11 protein-coding genes are annotated in these 16,299 nt (G+C 58.9%); 7 read left to right on the top strand and 4 right to left on the bottom strand.

All coding sequences use genetic code 11. The annotated features are described in order from the left end of the window. Window positions 1-62: 62 nt before the first annotated feature. The gene (locus HQ945_RS11340) at window positions 63-2,252 is read right to left on the bottom strand and encodes a sensor histidine kinase (RefSeq protein WP_174208090.1); all 2,190 of its coding nucleotides are present in this window, start codon (window positions 2,250-2,252) and stop codon (window positions 63-65) included. A 158-nt stretch (window positions 2,253-2,410) separates the two neighbouring features. Between HQ945_RS11340 and HQ945_RS11335 the strand changes: the two genes are divergently transcribed. Continuing rightward, window positions 2,411-2,908, top strand: coding sequence for a peptide deformylase (locus HQ945_RS11335; protein ID WP_174208089.1), 498 nt, complete (start codon window positions 2,411-2,413; stop codon window positions 2,906-2,908). 9 nt (window positions 2,909-2,917) lie between these two features. On the opposite strand, the gene HQ945_RS11330 is transcribed toward HQ945_RS11335, so the two are convergent. Beyond that, window positions 2,918-3,400, bottom strand: coding sequence for a cupin domain-containing protein (locus HQ945_RS11330; protein ID WP_091923697.1), 483 nt, complete (start codon window positions 3,398-3,400; stop codon window positions 2,918-2,920). Between the two features lie 170 nt (window positions 3,401-3,570). Here HQ945_RS11330 and HQ945_RS11325 point away from each other — a divergent pair, with 170 nt between their 5' ends. Then, a complete protein-coding gene (locus HQ945_RS11325; protein ID WP_174208088.1) occupies window positions 3,571-4,965 on the top strand; it encodes a sensor domain-containing diguanylate cyclase in 1,395 nt (464 codons plus the stop codon). 13 nt (window positions 4,966-4,978) lie between these two features. Here HQ945_RS11325 and HQ945_RS11320 read toward each other — a convergent pair whose 3' ends face one another. Further along, window positions 4,979-5,986: a LacI family DNA-binding transcriptional regulator gene (locus HQ945_RS11320; protein WP_174208087.1), complete on the bottom strand. Its 1,008-nt coding sequence runs from the start codon at window positions 5,984-5,986 to the stop codon at window positions 4,979-4,981. Between the two features lie 194 nt (window positions 5,987-6,180). Between HQ945_RS11320 and HQ945_RS11315 the strand changes: the two genes are divergently transcribed. From HQ945_RS11315 to HQ945_RS11295, 5 genes are all read left to right on the top strand, one after another. After that, the gene (locus HQ945_RS11315) at window positions 6,181-7,209 is read left to right on the top strand and encodes an ABC transporter substrate-binding protein (RefSeq protein ID WP_091923692.1); all 1,029 of its coding nucleotides are present in this window, start codon (window positions 6,181-6,183) and stop codon (window positions 7,207-7,209) included. 87 nt (window positions 7,210-7,296) lie between these two features. Beyond that, entirely contained in the window at window positions 7,297-9,525 is a 2,229-nt protein-coding gene (locus HQ945_RS11310) for an ABC transporter permease (RefSeq protein WP_091944909.1), read from the top strand. Then, window positions 9,522-10,580 carry an ABC transporter ATP-binding protein gene (locus tag HQ945_RS11305; protein WP_027231968.1) on the top strand — a complete coding sequence of 353 codons (1,059 nt, stop codon included), beginning with the start codon at window positions 9,522-9,524 and terminating at the stop codon, window positions 10,578-10,580. The genes HQ945_RS11310 and HQ945_RS11305 overlap by 4 nt, the downstream gene beginning before the upstream one ends. Before the next feature lie 22 nt (window positions 10,581-10,602). Next, window positions 10,603-11,403, top strand: a complete 801-nt coding sequence (locus HQ945_RS11300; protein WP_027231967.1) for an inositol monophosphatase family protein — start codon at window positions 10,603-10,605, stop codon at window positions 11,401-11,403. Between the two features lie 257 nt (window positions 11,404-11,660). Then, window positions 11,661-13,484 (top strand): acyl-CoA thioesterase, encoded by a 1,824-nt coding sequence (locus HQ945_RS11295; protein WP_091923688.1) that lies wholly within the window; start codon window positions 11,661-11,663, stop codon window positions 13,482-13,484. 304 nt (window positions 13,485-13,788) lie between these two features. Here the strand turns inward: HQ945_RS11295 and HQ945_RS11290 are convergent, their stop codons facing one another. Continuing rightward, window positions 13,789-16,080 (bottom strand): putative bifunctional diguanylate cyclase/phosphodiesterase, encoded by a 2,292-nt coding sequence (locus HQ945_RS11290; protein WP_051615021.1) that lies wholly within the window; start codon window positions 16,078-16,080, stop codon window positions 13,789-13,791. Window positions 16,081-16,299 lie beyond the last annotated feature (219 nt).

Below are 16,299 nucleotides of genomic sequence, written 5' to 3'. Positions count from 1 at the left end.
GTGTTGCAATGGCGATAATCACATTTTGATAGCGAATGAAAAGATTCCGATATTGGCGGTTTTCAGGCGGCAGCTGCCTCGGCCAGGCGCGGAAAAACCATGCGCACGAGGGCGCCCCGACCGCCGTGGAAATTAGCCGGCGCATCGAGCATTTCGAGATGCCCACCATGGTCCTCGACGATCTTCTTGACGATGGCGAGCCCGAGGCCGGTCCCTTTTTCGCGCGTCGTCACATAAGGTTCCAAAAGCTGGTGACGGTTCTCGCTGGGCAGGCCCTTGCCATTGTCGAGCACCTCGACGGTGATGGAAGCGCCTGCACTCTTTGCGCGAACGAGAATATAGCCGGTCTCGACAGCGCCGGATTGCAACGCCGCCTCGATGGACTCGGATGCATTCTTGATGATGTTGCCAAATGCCTGGCCGAGCAGGCGGCTGTCGAAATTGCCGACCAGCGGTTCGTCGGCTATCTCATGTTCGAACTTGATCTGATTGTTGCTGATCTCGACGAGGAACGAGGCATCGCGCAATACAGTGCGAATATCTGTTGCCGCCAGCTGCGGCTTGGGCATACGAGCAAACTCGGAGAATTCATCGACCATCCGACCAATATCGCCAACCTGGCGAATGATCGTCTCGGTGCATTGGTCGAATACCGCACGATCCTCGACAATGACTTTGCCGTAGCGACGGCGGATGCGTTCCGCCGAAAGCTGGATGGGCGTCAGCGGATTCTTGATCTCGTGGGCGATCCGGCGCGCTACATCCGCCCAGGCGGACGAGCGGTGCGCGGCGACGAGATCGGTAATGTCATCGACCGTCACCACATATGAGGTGTTCTTGATGTCGGCGTCTTCGCGCGTGATCTGTACGTTCAACGAACGCGCGACGCCGCTGCGGGTAATGCTGATCTGCTTGCGGCTGGATGAACGTCCATTATCCCGCGCCACGTCGAAGACGGCGCCGATTTCCGGCAGGATAAGGCCGAGGCTCTGGCCAACGGCCTGCGATGCGTCGACCGCCAACATCTGTTCGGCCGGACGGTTAAGACCCGCGATGATCCCCTCGCTGTTGACGCTGATGACGCCTGCGGTAACGCCCGATAGGACCGCTTCCGTAAAGCGCCGCCGCTCGTCAATCTCGTCCTTGGCCGAAATCAGGTCGCTGTGTTGCGTTTTCAACTGCTCGACCATCTTGTTGAACGTGTGCGACAGAGAGCCGATATCGCCATCCGAACCGCGTACGGGGACGGAAACGTCGAAATTGCCGGTCGCGACGTCTTCGGCAGCGCCGATCAGCTGGCGGATCGGCAGGACGACGCGATTGGCAACAGCAATGCCGCTCCACACGGCGGTGAGCAGCAAGAGCAGGGTGAGTTCGATGTACAGCAAGGCATAGGCGATCTGGGTAGTGGACCGGTTGCTCGCCAGCGCCTGGTATTCGGCATTATTGTCTGTCATCACCCGCATATTTTCGAGCGCAGAGCGATCGACCGAGCGAATGGTGTAGAGGTAAAGATCGGGCAGGGCATGTGTCTTGATCACCGCGCCGACAAGATTGGTGTCGCCCGGCGGTATCAGAACCGGCTTGTCGCCCGCGGCACTTCGCAGGGCCTCGATCGGGGCGTCCGGCAGGGAATGATCGTTGATGAGGTTGGCCGCGACCACAACCTCCCCATCCGATTTGACCAGGGACGCGCCGAGCAGATTGTTGCGGCCGGCGTCGTAGGTGAGCCAGTCCGAAAAGGCGCCGCGGTCGAGACTGTAGAGCATGCGGCGCTGGTCGAGATCGATCACCATGGAAAGCGTCGTCGTCAGCAGGCTTTGGGCGTTGTCCTCGGTGTAGGACTGCGCCGCCTTGATGGACATGTCGATAATCTGGTTGTTCTGGTTGTTGATCCATGAATCCATTCGCTGGTCGAGGACGATGAGCGAGAAACAGGCGACGATGATCGACGGTATCGAGGCGATCAAGGCGAAGATCATCGCGACATTGGTGTGAAGGTCGTTGTGCTTTGCCTTGCTCTTGAACAGAAAGAGCTTCTTCAGCGTCGCGTAGGACAAATAGATCAGGACGAGAATCGATACCGCATTGGCCGCAATGATCAGCTGGGTCGTCTGTTTGGTGGGCGAAATATTGGTTATGCCCATCATGACCAGGAACGAGACGATCATCGTCGCAAGGACGAGGAGCGTCATGATCACGGCTCCTCGCGGCAGCACCTGCGGCTTGGTTATCGTCTTGCTGGCGGGCATTCAATCGCCTCGTTGGGCCCTCCGCGACAGTGCAGGGATGGCCGCATGGTTTCCTTGTCGATTATCGGTAGCGACGACGCTTGTAAAGCTTGCTTCCTCGGCGGGAATTGAGGCAACAGGATGGACGCGCTGTCGCGTTCGCACATTGGAGCATGTTCATGGCGATTCGGCCAATCCTGACGTTCCCTGATCCAGCCTTGCGAAGGCCCGCCGACCGCATTGCAGATTTCGGCGAGGCAACGCAAGAATTGGCGCAGGACCTTCTCGCTATAATGCGTGCTGCCCCCGGCATTGGCATCACGGCACCGCATGTCGGCGTGCCACTGCGTCTCGTCGTGATCGAGATCGAGTCCGGTCGGCCGCGCTTCTACATCAATCCGGAAATCGAATGGTCGTCAGGCGATCTTGCGCGGCGGGAGGAGGCCAGTGTGTCGATGCCGGGCATCTCGGACGAGATCGAGCGACCAGCCACGATCCGCGCGCGCTATCAGGATCTCGCCGGGAACATGTTGAGCGAAGAGGCGAGTGGTCTGCTTGCCACTTGCCTGCAGCATGAGATCGATCAGTTGGACGGCATGTTCTGGATTTTCCGCCTGTCGCGATTGAAACGCGAGCGGCTCGTCAAGCGGTTCGAGAAGTTGCAGCGGCTTGGCTGATTCAGCCGCTCAGCGATGGATGGGATCGATCCATGCAACCCCTTCCGGTTTTTCCACCGGATCGATGTCGAGATTGACCACGATCGGCTCCTGACCGGAGCGGACCACCACGCACTCCAGCGTTTCGTCCGCGTTCGCATTGATTTCCTGATGCGGCACGTAAGGCGGCACGAAAATGAAATCGCCCGGACCGGCTTCGGCGACATATTCCAGCCGCTCGCCCCAGCGCATGCGCGCACGGCCTTTGACCACGTAGATAATGCTTTCAAGGTCGCCGTGATGATGTGCACCGGTCTTGGCATTGGCGTGAATGGTGACGGTACCCGCCCAGATTTTCTCTGCCCCCGCCCGGGCCCGATCGATCGCTGCAGCGCGGTTCATGCCAGGCGTCTGCGCGGTGTTCGGGTCGAGAGAATCGCCGGGGATAACCTTGACGCCGTGCTCGCGCCAATCGATGGGGTGATCATGTTCGTGGGTGTGATCTGTCGCCATGTTTCTTCTCCGCTCGTGGCAAGCTTAATCATCTTGGCAGCGGTGCACCAGTCGTTGCTCGGTACAATTAATTAACCTCAAATTTCAGTAATTGCCTTGACGGTCTGGCCTTCCGCTCGCCAAGGTAGAGGTGCTGCGAGGCAATCTCGTAGTGGTCGGATACCTGAGTGATGCCAATCAGCAAATCGCGAAACGCACCATTTGACCGAGGCGATGAGCGCGGAAGCGACCGTCTGCTGCAGATCGAAGCAGTCTATGACAAGGTTCCCGTCGGGCTCTGCTATGTCAATCGTCAAGGTTTTCTGGTCACGGTCAACGACCGGTTTTCCCGTATCTTCGGCATTGCCGGCGAAAATGCCGTGGGCCGGTCCGTGGAAGACGTCGTTCCAGACCACGCATCACTGCTGCGCGCAGCCATCAACACTGCGCTCTCCGGCGGTTCGATTTCCGACGCACAGATCGAAGTCACCGGCGAATCGTTCATGGTTGCTGCGGCGACCGTCACCAATGATCTTGGCGAATTCGCCGGCATTTCGGTCGCTTACACCAACATTACCCACCTGAAGGATATTGCGGAACGGCTGCAACAGGTGGAGTTGCGCACCTCCTACGCTCTTGAGAGTGCGGGGCAATGGATATGGGATTTGAACATTGCGACGATGCGGGTATGGCGCTCGCCGCAGTATCGGACGCTGCTCGGCCTCGATCCTGCCGGACATGAGAGCGAAAGCGTGGCGTGGGATATCGTTCATCCCGACGACAAGGAGCGGGCGATCGAGGCGTTTGAAGACGTTCTCAGCGGGCGCAAGGCGCAGTTCGAAGCAACCTATCGGGTGTCGCGTCCGGATGGCGGTGACATCTGGATATTAAGCCGCGGCAAGATCGTCGAATATGGGCCCGACGGTTCCCCGCTGCGACTGCTGGCAACGAGCGTCGATATTACGGCGCAAAAGCGGGTCGAGACGGAACTCTCGGCCATGGTCCAGGAACGCATGGCGCTGGAGCAGAAACTCCTCGAAGCAAACCGCAAGCTCCGTAACCAGTCCGAGCGCGATCATCTGACCAATCTTCCGAATCGGCGCAAATTCAACCACGTGTTGAGGCGTGCATTTCAGCGCGCCAGCGAGACTGGTGAACAATTGGCAGTTCTCATGGTCGATATCGACCATTTCAAAGCCTACAATGATTTCTACGGGCATCTTGCCGGCGACAAATGCCTCATTCAGGTTGGGCGCGCCTTGAACAAGGTCGCCAAGCAGAACGGCGGTTCGGTCGCTCGTTTCGGCGGCGAGGAGTTTGCGACGCTTATTCCCGGACGGGCGCTTCAACCTTCCGCCGAAATCGCCGGCGCCATGCTCGACGCCGTGGCGGCCATGAAACTCGAACACGCCGCAAGTCCTCAGGGCGCAATTTCCGTCAGCATAGGCATGGCGATGTTCGATCCCCCAATGGGCCTGAAGCCGCAGGGGCCGGAAGAGTTGCTAAATCTTGCCGATGGTGCGCTCTACCAATCCAAACATCGTGGCCGCGCGCGATTGACCATCGCCGGGACGTCCGACAGCTAGCCTGGCGTTGGCTCTATCCGTTTCTACGCGTGCCCCTGATGGTTTTCCGCCAGATCAGCGGGGCATGGAGGAAAGCAGAGCGGCTGCTTGCGTCGCCGTTGACCAGCCAGGCAATGCTGTTTCTGACGATCTCGTCGACGGGCTGGGTGAAGGTCGTCAGGGCGTAGGATGACCATCCTGACTGCTCGATATCGTCAAAGCCGACAACGCAAAGATCGTCAGGAATGCGCCGTCCAAATTCATGGCGCGCCGCGTCCATCAAGCCAAACGCCATGAGGTCGTTGACGCAGAACACCGCATCGGGAGGCTCAAGGCCGGAAAACAGCGTCCTGCCGATCGTCCTTCCGCTTTCGTAGACGGTGTTGCCGTGCCGAACGACAGTTACATCAAGGCCAAAGTCCCTCGCCGCTGCCACGAAGCCCTGCTCGCGCGCCATGAGGCTTGGTGTTCCTACGGCCGAGTTTGCAAAAGCCAATCGGCGGCAGCCAGCGCGCAGGAAGGCACTGACCGCGACCCGCGCCGCCACTCCATCATCGAGGTTGATCCGAAACGGCCCTTCGATCTCATCGTCGCGGTTGATCAGGACGATGCGCTGGCCGCTATCGAGGCAGAGTTTGGTGATCGCCTTGTCGGGCAGCCCGGACAGCAGGATCGACGCATCCGCACGATAATGAAGTGTCTGCCGCAAGGCGGTATCGACGCTTCCGTCCGACCGGTCGGTGTTGATTAGCATCGAGATCTTGCCGGCCAACTGCAATTCATGGGTGAGGGCGCGTACGAGGCGGGCACGATAGGGCGTATCCATTTCGGAGACGACGAGGCAGACGATGCCGCTCTCGCTGCGCATGAGGCCGCGCGCCAGCTGGTTGACGTGGTAACCGAGCGCCTCGGCTGCCTGCATGACACGCTGACGCGTTTCTTCCGAGACGCTTGCCCCAGGGGTAAAGGTGCGTGATACAGCCGAGCGGGACACGCCCGCGCGTTTTGCCACATCGTCGGCGCTGACGAACGTCTTGTTCAAGCAAAGGACCCATATTTCAGTTCTGCGGCGCAGTTTGCACGCGATTGCGCGCCTTCGCAATCTCCCTCATTCAAAACATTTAAAGGTTATAATTGATGAGCCGGCTTGACAGATTGGACGCGCTCGTGAAAGTTTTGCACACGCTTGCAAAATGGCGTGCGGCATGGAGGTGCCGCTTTCTAGGGAGGAAAGATATGCGTTCTGTATTCGCCATTGCTGCTGCATTCGCCGTGGGCCTGCAAGTCATGCCAACCGAAGTGCGCGCCGCAGATAATCTCAACCTGATCTGCTCTGCCGACGTCGTCATCTGCGAATTGATGAAGGGCATGTTCGAAAAAGAGACCGGTATCCAGGTCAATATGGTGCGCCTGTCATCGGGCGAGACCTATGCCAAAATTCGTGCCGAAGCGCGCAATCCCAAGACCGACATATGGTGGGCTGGAACCGGCGATCCGCATTTGCAGGCGGCATCCGAAGGGCTGACGTTGGAGTACAAGTCGCCCATGCTCGATCAATTGCAGGATTGGGCTAAGAAACAGGCGGAAAGCTCGGGATACAGGACGGTCGGCGTTTATGCCGGCGCGCTCGGCTGGGGCTACAACACCGATATCGTCAAGAAGAAGGGCCTCAAGGAAGCAAAGTGCTGGTCGGACCTGATCGACCCTGCTTACAAGGGCGAAATTCAGATCGCCAATCCCAATTCGTCAGGCACGGCATACACCGCGCTTGCGTCGCTCGTGCAGATCATGGGCGAGGACCAGGCATACGACTATCTGAAGAAGCTCAACGCCAATGTTTCCCAATATACCAAGTCGGGTTCGGCTCCGGTGAAAGCGGCAGCACGCGGCGAGACAGCGCTCGGCGTGGTCTTCATGCACGATGCCGTCGCACAGATCGCCGAGGGCTTCCCGGTGAAGGCTGTGGCTCCCTGCGAGGGCACGGGCTACGAAATCGGCTCGATGTCGATCATCAAGGGCGCACGAAATCTCGATGCCGCCAAGAAGTGGTATGACTGGGCCCTGACGGCCGATGTGCAGTCGCACATGAAGGATGCCAAGTCCTTCCAGTTGCCATCCAACAAGTCGGCGACGGTCCCACCCGAAGCACCGAAATTCGAAGACATCAAGCTCATCGATTACGACTTCAAGACCTATGGTGACCCGGCCAAGCGCAAGGAACTGCTGGATCGCTGGGATAAGGAGATCGGCGCGAGCGCGAACTGATCTACCTTCGCCTTGTCAACCATATGTCCGGCCTTATCCGGACATATGGTGCATAAAAGTATGAGTTTGGGATGAGCGGGTGGCGTGATGGAGCGTAGCGACCGGAGACTGAACATTGCGCTCGGCATAGGGCTCGCAGGGCTTGTCCTCGTGCCCTGGTACAGGATCGAGGCGGGATTCTATGGGCTGAGTTGGCTCAAGAATTTTCCGACGGGTTCCGCCGAAGCACCCGGCATCTTGCAGGCCTTCGAATTCGGTCGTTGGAACCTGGCGCTGATTGCCTTGATCTTCGCCGTGGCTATTGCCGCGAGGTTTTTGAGGGTCTCGGCGCTTCGTTCGAACCTGTTGATTGCAGCGGGCGGCGCCGGCATCCTTTTCCTTGTCTGGCAAGGCCTTGCGATTGGATATACGGGCTGGTCGTGGACGATCAACGAGACGCTGTTCGGACCGCTGGCGGACGGTCAGCCATCCATGGGCGCCGGCGCCGGGTTGACGGCTTTGGCCCTTGTTCTCTTTTTCGCCTTTGGCCTTGCCGAACGCGGCGTTCTTCGCGGCGATGCCTTCGTGGTCGCGTCGATTACGCTGCTCGTGTTCCTTGTCGCGATTTTTGTGTTCTATCCGGTCGGCAGCATGTTTGTCGGCGCTTTCCAGAGCTTTGACGGGTCGTTCGATCCTTCGGGCTTTGTCCGAAACATCCAGGATCCATCGATATGGAGCCTCGATTGCCTCGTGGGCGGAAATCGGTGCGGCATTGCCTGGCGCACTTTTTTTCTGGCGGTCCTCACCGCCTCGGGATCCACCATTCTCGGACTGTGCTTCGCACTTGTCGCAACGCGCACCCGCTTTCCCTTCAAGAAGGGCCTGCGCCTGTTGACGATTCTGCCGATTATCACGCCGCCGTTCGTTATCGGCCTCGCGCTTATCCTTCTGTTCGGCCGTGCCGGGGTCGTGACCCAGCAAATCTCGCATATCTTCGGTGTTGAGCCCGGCCGCTGGCTCTACGGCCTGACTGGCATCTGGATCGCGCAGGTCCTTTCGTTTACGCCGATCTCCTTCCTCGTCCTCATCGGCGTCGTCGAAGGGGTCAGTCCTTCCATGGAAGAGGCGTCGCAGACATTGCGCGCCGACCGCTGGCGCACCTTCTGGCGGATTTCGCTGCCGCTTATGAAGCCGGGCCTCGCCAATGCCTTCCTCATTGGCTTCATCGAGAGCATGGCGGATTTCGGCAACCCGCTCGTTCTCGGCGGCAGCCACGGCGTGCTTTCGACGGAAATCTTCTTCGCCGTCGTCGGCTCTCAAAACGATCCTTCACGCGCCGCTGTCCTCGCGATCATCTTGCTGGTCTTTACGCTGTCGGCATTCCTGGCACAGCGTCTCTGGCTCGCGGGCAAGAGTTTCGCCACTGTTACCGGCAAGGCCGACTCCGGTGCGCACATCGCGCTGCCGCGTTCCCTGTCGATCGGGGTCCACGCCATCGTCATCCCATGGGCGCTGTTCACCCTTGTCGTCTATGGCATGATCCTTGTTGGCGGCTTTGTCCGGACCTGGGGTCTCGACAACACCTTGACCTTCGAACATTACCAGCGCGCCTTTTCGTTCGCTTTCGAGAATGGCGCCATCGCCTGGACCGGCGTTGCCTGGAATTCGTTCTGGACGACGATGGAGATCGCGCTGATTTCCGCGCCGCTCACGGCAGCTGTCGGCTTGCTCACGGCCTATCTCATCGTTCGCCAGCGCTTTTTCGGACGCAGCGTCTTTGAATTTGCACTGATGATGAGCTTTGCCATCCCCGGCACCGTCATCGGCATCAGCTATGTCATGGCCTATAATTTGCCGCCGCTTGAGATGACGGGCACCGCCCTGATCCTGATAGCCTGTTTCGTCTTCCGCAACATGCCGGTGGGCGTACGCGGCGGGGTTGCCGCGATGAGCCAGCTCGACAAGAGCCTCGACGAGGCGTCGCTGACCCTGCGGGCGACGAGCTTCCGCACCATCCGCAAGGTCATCCTGCCGCTGCTGCGCCCGGCAATCGTAGCCGCTCTCGTCTATTCGTTCGTGAGGGCCATTACCTCGATCAGCGCGGTCATCTTCCTGGTAAGTGCACAGTACAATATGGCTACGTCCTATATCGTCGGCCTCGTGGAAAACGGCGAGTACGGCGTGGCCGTCGCCTATTCGTCTATGCTTATCGTGGTGATGATCGTCATAATCACCGGTTTCCAACTTCTCGTCGGGGAACGCCGGCTGCGGCGCGAGAATCGTGTCGCCACCGCCTTCGTTCCTGCCGCCGTGCCGCAAGAAAAGGCCACGCCATGAACAATCGTACCGGGTCAGTCGTCTTTACCAACGTCAAGAAGCAATTTGGCAGCTTCACCGCCATTCACGACCTGTCGCTCGATATAGAGCCGGGAACCCTTGTGACGCTGCTGGGACCGTCAGGTTGTGGCAAGACGACGACGCTGCGCATGCTGGCCGGTCTCGAGCACCCGACTTCGGGGCGCATTCTCATCGGCGGCAAGGACGTAACGATGCTCCCCGCCAATGAGCGCGACGTCTCCATGGTCTTCCAATCCTATGCCTTGTTCCCGCATATGTCGGTGCTCGAGAACGTCGCCTACGGGCTCGAGTCATCCGGGATGAAGAAGAGCGAAGCGCGGCAACGGGCGGAAGAGGGGCTGACGCAGGTCGGTCTCGCCGGATACGGCCAGCGCCTGCCGGCAGAGCTTTCGGGCGGACAGCAGCAGCGCGTCGCCGTTGCCCGCGCCCTGGTGCTTGAGCCACAGGTCCTGTTGCTTGACGAGCCGTTGTCCAACCTCGATGCGCGCCTTCGCCGCCGCGTGCGGACGGAGATTCGCGAGCTTCAGCAAAGGCTTGGATTCACTGCCGTCTACGTGACGCACGATCAGGAAGAAGCGCTCGCGGTCTCCGATCGTATCATCGTGATGCAGGATGGCGTCATCGCGCAGCAGGGATCGCCACGCGAACTCTACGAGGCGCCGGCGTCGTCGTTCATCGCCGATTTCATCGGCGAGGCCAATGTGGTGCCTTGCGAGGTGCTGGGCAATGACGGGACAGAGGCGATCATCCGTGTCGCCAGGTTGGAACACAGGGTGCCGGCGCGCAGCGCGCGTCCCGGGCCGGCCAGGATTGCCGTACGCCCCAATGCCATTACACTTGAAGCGGCGGAGGAGGCGGCATTTCCGGGCAGCATCCGCCATGCTGCCTATCTCGGCGACCACGTCGAGTATGAGGTTGAAACCGAAGCCGGAACGCTTTTCGTCGTCGATCCGGCAATCGACAGGAATCTTGCACCGGCGACCAATGTGAGCATCGGCTTCCATCACCGCGGAATCGCCATTATCAACAACTGATCGCTCGTACCGAGGAAAAGACATGACATCGCATACCCAAGCGGAGCTTGAGGCTCGCTTTGCCCTTGCCAAGACAATGGCCGCAGAGGCCGGAGCGAAGGCTCTTGCCTACTTCAATGCGCGGGAACGGCTCGTGATCGAGACCAAGGCCGATCCGCATGACGTTGTTTCGATCGCCGATCGCGAGGTTGAAGATCTCATCCGCCAAAAAATCGCAGCCGCTTTTCCGCAAGATGCGATCCTCGGCGAGGAACATGGCCTGAGCGCGGGAGCCTCCGGTTTCACCTGGGTCGTCGATCCGATCGACGGCACGAGCCCGTTCGTCAACGGCATGCCGACCTGGTGCGTCTCCATCGCCGTCCTTGCAGGAGAAGAGATCGCGATAGGCGTCATTCATGTCCCGTGCAACGACGAATTATACGCTGCGGCTCAGGGGCTCGGCGCTACCCTCAACGGCCGGCCGTTGAAACTCGGCTCCGACCGGACCGTCCGCAATGCGGTGACGGGCATCGGAGCCAACAGTCACGTTGCGCCAGCAGCGCTGGCGGGGATCGTGGAGCGCCTGCTTGATGCCGGGGGAAATTTCATCCGCAACGGTTCGGGTGCGCTGATGCTCGCCTATGTCGCGGCCGGACGCCTCGTCGGCTACTATGAGCCCTATATGCATGCGTGGGATTGCATGGCGGGTTATTGCCTCGTCAAGGAGGCGGGGGGCTGGCATCACCCCTTCCCGGTTCAAGGCGAGGCGTTGACCAAGGGATCGCCGGTGCTTGCCGCCGCCGAGGGCGCCGTGGACGACCTGCGGGCAATCGCCGGGCTTTAGCCCTCGCTCAAAATCCGGCGGGCACTGCAACTCATACGCGAATTCCGCCGAGATCGATTGCAACGATTTTGACACTAATGGATCCTATGCTGCACCGGTCGACATTACCGCCGGGTCGTTGATGGTGCTTCGCTGAACAGGACGAGAAATTCTGGTTCTCCAACTTGCCACAACAAGCACGATCATTGACTTATCGGAGCGAATAACATCGACTAAAGTTTGAAGCTGTAGAGTTGCGTTTTTAAAGCTGGATAGTCATGACAGTCGTGCGGAATCTTTTGTGGGCGCCAACAATTGGCTTGTCCTGGCTATGGGGTCTGGGGTTCTTTTATTCGATCCACGTGACCCTCACCTATGGCTGGCTCGGATTCTTCGGCTTTGCCATCTCCAATGTCGCGGGCCTTTGGCTGTTCGGCTTTATCCTGGGGCGCACCAAGCGCTCGCCGGACCAGATCATGAAGGACATAGAGGGCCGCTACGCGGGGGTTTTCCTCCTCTTCCAGATGGCGGCGCTCGTCGTCACCATTTTCGGCTTCGTGGCCTATCTCTGGCAGCCGATCGTCGGCGAAGGCTCGTCGATCGGTGTTGCGATGCTGTTGCTCTTTGCCTGCGCCATCGGCCACGCGCTGACGTTGCAGCAGATCAAACTCTTGCACATCGTCTATACGGTCGTCGGCGTTTCCGCTGGGATCGTTCTTCTTGTTGGCCTGCGTGAAACGTCCACCTATCCCGGCGTGCCGCTTGCCCAGTTCGATAGCCGCTTTTACGGCCTGGTCCTGCCCACGATCATTGGCTTCCTGCTCGGGCCCTGGCTCGATATCCAGCATTGGCAGCGTGCAGTCACAATCAAGCGTGAAGGCGGGAATGTCGGCCTCGCCTATGGCGTCGGCGCCCTCATATTCTTCGGCTTTCTGTTTCTGAACGCCTTGACGGCGTCGGCAGTCGGCCCGATCGGCAGCATTCTTTCTATCGACGGCTTGCCGAGCGCGCAGGGCGCTGTATCGGCAGCGACGGTACTCGCCGCCGAAAACGGCCAGTCCTATCTCGCCATTGCCTTTGTCATCTGGACGACGATCGCTCTTGCTTCGACTGTCGACAGCTACTACTGCGCGACGGCATGGTTCTTGAAGGGAAAGAACATGCGCAGCAACAGTCCGTTGCTGGCCCTAATCCCCGACGGGATTGCTTCGTCGCCGCTCTGGCTGCTGATCGGTGCTGTCTGGGTTGCCTTTACGGCCGTACCCGCGAACTTCTCGCTCATGTATTTCATGATGCCGTTCGCGACGCTTTTCGTGAGCGCTGCGGCAAATCTCGCCTGTGAGGCATTGGGCGCGAAGCCGAAGTTTGATCCGGTTCTGAGCTTTCTGATCGGCTGCGGATCGGCGGTTATCTTCGTAATCGGTTATGTCCAGCCAATACCGGAATTCCTGGCCCTTTCGCCGTTGATCGGCTTGATCGGCGCGCTACCCGTGATCATCGAAATATTCGGTCCGGCCTCGAAGGCGATACCGGTCGAGATTGTCGATCAGCCAATCCGCATGATGTCGCCTTCGCCGATTGGCACGCCTGTCGCCCAGGGCGATGAGATGTCGCCTTCGCATGGGTTCGACGGCGAATGGTTCGTCATGCAACTCATTCCCACCTATGACGATACGAATTCGGTCGGCAACGTCTACTTCGCCAACTATGTGCGCTGGGTTGGCAAGGCCCGCGAACTTTTCTTCAATGTTTGCATGCCGGATTTCGACCTGGCGACGACACGCTTCTATATCCTGACGCGCTCGTTCACTCATGATTACCGGCGTGAATCGAAGGAGTTCGAGCAGATCAGCGTGCGCATCAAGATCGCCAGACACAATCGCAAGTTCGTCACGCTCGAACATGAGATCCACAGCGCGACGCAGGGCCTGCTCGGCCATGGCGAGCAATCGCTGATGTTCGTCGATCGGGAGAACTACAGCCCACTGGATATTCCGGGCGAAGTGATCAAGGGTTTCCTTGCCTATTGGCCGAAAGACTCGCGCCTGTCACCCAACCACCGGCCGAACATCGCTGACGTCAAGGCAAAGCGGCAGGCTTAACTCAATCATCCCTGCGATAGCCCCAAGGGTCGCATTGCCGGCTTGTTCGTTCCAGTTGAGAGTGCGCAACGACATCAGTGTCCGCACAGAGGCGTCGAGTAGGTTGTTCCTATTCAACCGGGGGAGGGGCGGTCTCGGGCCTCCGGGTTTCCGGCTGGCGTTCTGCAACTTTCCGAGGTGCCTTTGTCCGATGCGTGAACATCGGCTTTGCTGCCTTCCGCGTGGATTGTCTAGCCATCCGGGAAACAGAATTGTTTCTATTTTAACAGGGAATGCTTAGCGGGAAGCTCAACGATCACGCTGCTCAGCTTGCGACCTGATAGCGCTCGCTGTCGAACGTCAGGAGTTCGAAGGTCTTCTCCACCGGCTCGGCGGGGCTGAAGAGGAAGCCCTGTACCTGATCGCAGCCTTCCTTTTGCAGGCAGGCGAGCTGCTCGCGGGTTTCGACGCCCTCGGCGGTGATCTTCATGCCCATGCTGGCGCCAAGGCCCATCACCGCCCGGATGATGGCGAGACTTCCGCGATTGTGCGGTAGATCGCGCACGAAGGACTGGTCGATCTTGATCTTGTCGAACGGCATCTTGCGCAGATAGCTCAAGCTGGAATAGCCGGTACCGAAATCGTCGAGCGCTATGCTGACGCCCATGGCGCGGAACTGGCGCAGCAGCGAGATCGCGGCGACATTGGCTTCGAGAAAGACCGATTCCGTGATTTCAAGCTCAAGACGGTTCGGCTTGAGGTTGTTCTTGCTGAGCGCGTCGCGAACGATCGAGGCGAGATCGGAATGGCGAAACTGGATCGCTGAAATATTGACGGCCACGTGGATATCCTGTGGCCAACCGGCGGCGATGCGGCACGCTTCCTGGATGATCCATTCGCCAAGCGGGATGATATTGCCCGATTCTTCCGCGATCGGAATGAAGATCGTTGGCGAGATGAAGCCATGAACCGGGTGTTTCCAGCGCAAGAGTGTCTCGAAGCCGACTGTCTTCAGCGTCTGGGCCGAAACGATGGGCTGGAAATGCAGGATAAATTCCTGCCGGGCCAACGCCCCGCGCAGATCCATGGCCAGGGCGCGTTTTGCCTCGATGCGTGCATCCATTTCGACTTCGTAGAACCGGTAGCTGTTGCGGCCCTCGTTCTTGGTGCGATAGAGCGCAAGGTCAGCACAGCGCATGATGTCGTTGACGCTGTCGGTCGGCGCTATCGCGATACCGATGCTGATGTGAATGTTGATCTGGATACCATCGATCCAGAAGGGCTGGGAGATGCTCTGCACCAATTGTTCGGCAAGTTCAGTCGCCGCGGCCTGGTCCGCTCCGCGCGCAAGCAGCGCGAATTCATCTCCGGAAAGGCGTGCCACCGTGTAGGTGGCTGGCGAGGTGCCGCGCAGCCGGTCGGCCACCTGCTTTAGCAACTGGTCGCCAATGCCGTGACCGAAACTGTCATTGACAGTCTTGAACTCGTCGAGATCGATGCAGAATACGGCGAAGCTGCGCAGGCCTTTCTCGAGGTCCTTGGTCGCTTGGCCGAGCTGATCGGTAAACAGCGTGCGGTTCGGCAGGTCGGTCAGCACATCGTAGCGGGCAAGATAGGAAAGCTGGTCGTCGGACTGCTTGGCAGCCGTCACATCGGAACCAACGCCGCGGTAGCCGACAAACTTGCCGGCATTATCGAATATGGCCTTGCCAGTCAGTGACCACCAGCGTGTCTCGCCGCGAATATTGACCGGGAGAATATGGTTGCGGAATGTGGTGCGGTTCTCGATGGCCTGCCAGATGGAACCGACCTGCGTCGCTTCTTCCGCATGCGACTGATCGACCTTGAAAAGTTGCGCGAAGGGCATGCCCTGCAATTCCTTCGTCGTCTTGGCGGCGATCTGGGCAAGGCGGGGGGAGGTGTGCTGCAGCTTGAGGTCAGCATCCGTTTCCCAAATCCAGTCGCTGGCATTCTCTTCGAAATCATAGAGCAGGAGACTGATCACTTCCTTCTGCTGTTCAACCTTGATCTGATCCAGCGTGCGCATGACGATGAGGTTGCTCATGTGCACGATCGTGAACAGTATAAAAAGCGCGTAGAACGCGAGCAGGATTGCAATGAAAAGAAAGAAATCTTCGCCGGTAGAGGCGAGGGCGAAGAAGGACCCCGTGATGATCGTGCCGGAATAGGCGATTGCCGCAAGCGGCACGACCGCGACACCGATACCCGTGGCCATGAGACCCGCCGCAGTACAGGCGATCAACAACCGGTGATATGGGTCGGCGTCGAGGAACAGCATAAGCGGTATGCTGGCGAGGCAAATACCGTAGAGCGCCGAGACGATAATAAGGTACTTGATGGCATCGAAGCCAAGCTCTTTCACCTTCGGCAGCTTGTACCATTGCGTGCACGCGAACAGCGAACCAACGGTCAACAGCGCCACCACCGTCGCGACACCGGCGAGATACGGGCGGGGTCCGAGATTCCAGAAGACATAGGCAACGACAAATACCACGCACATCGCAACAAGCACCGTGAATGGCGCCAGTCGCAGGGCGACGTCCATCTGCTCGGCATAAACACGGCGTTTGACTGCCGGATTTATGGCGCCGCGCATTCCGAAGATCGATCGGATCGCGTCAACTGTGTGGAACTTGGACGACACGCAAAGCCCTCAAATACGTGAGTTCGTAATTCCCCATGTTAGATTTTTTACGTTCGGCATTCGTTAATGTACTTAGCATTTTTTTTAATAGTTACCAATGTCTTTATCGCCTCATAGTACATTTTCATTAAGATGATATTTTCAAGTCATGTATGAAAAAATATGTGGTTC

Source organism: Phyllobacterium pellucidum, assembly GCF_013327855.1.
Lineage (GTDB): Bacteria > Pseudomonadota > Alphaproteobacteria > Rhizobiales > Rhizobiaceae > Phyllobacterium > Phyllobacterium pellucidum.
Note: the sequence above shows the minus strand (reverse complement) of the source record. Positions and strands in the feature narration are given on the sequence as shown.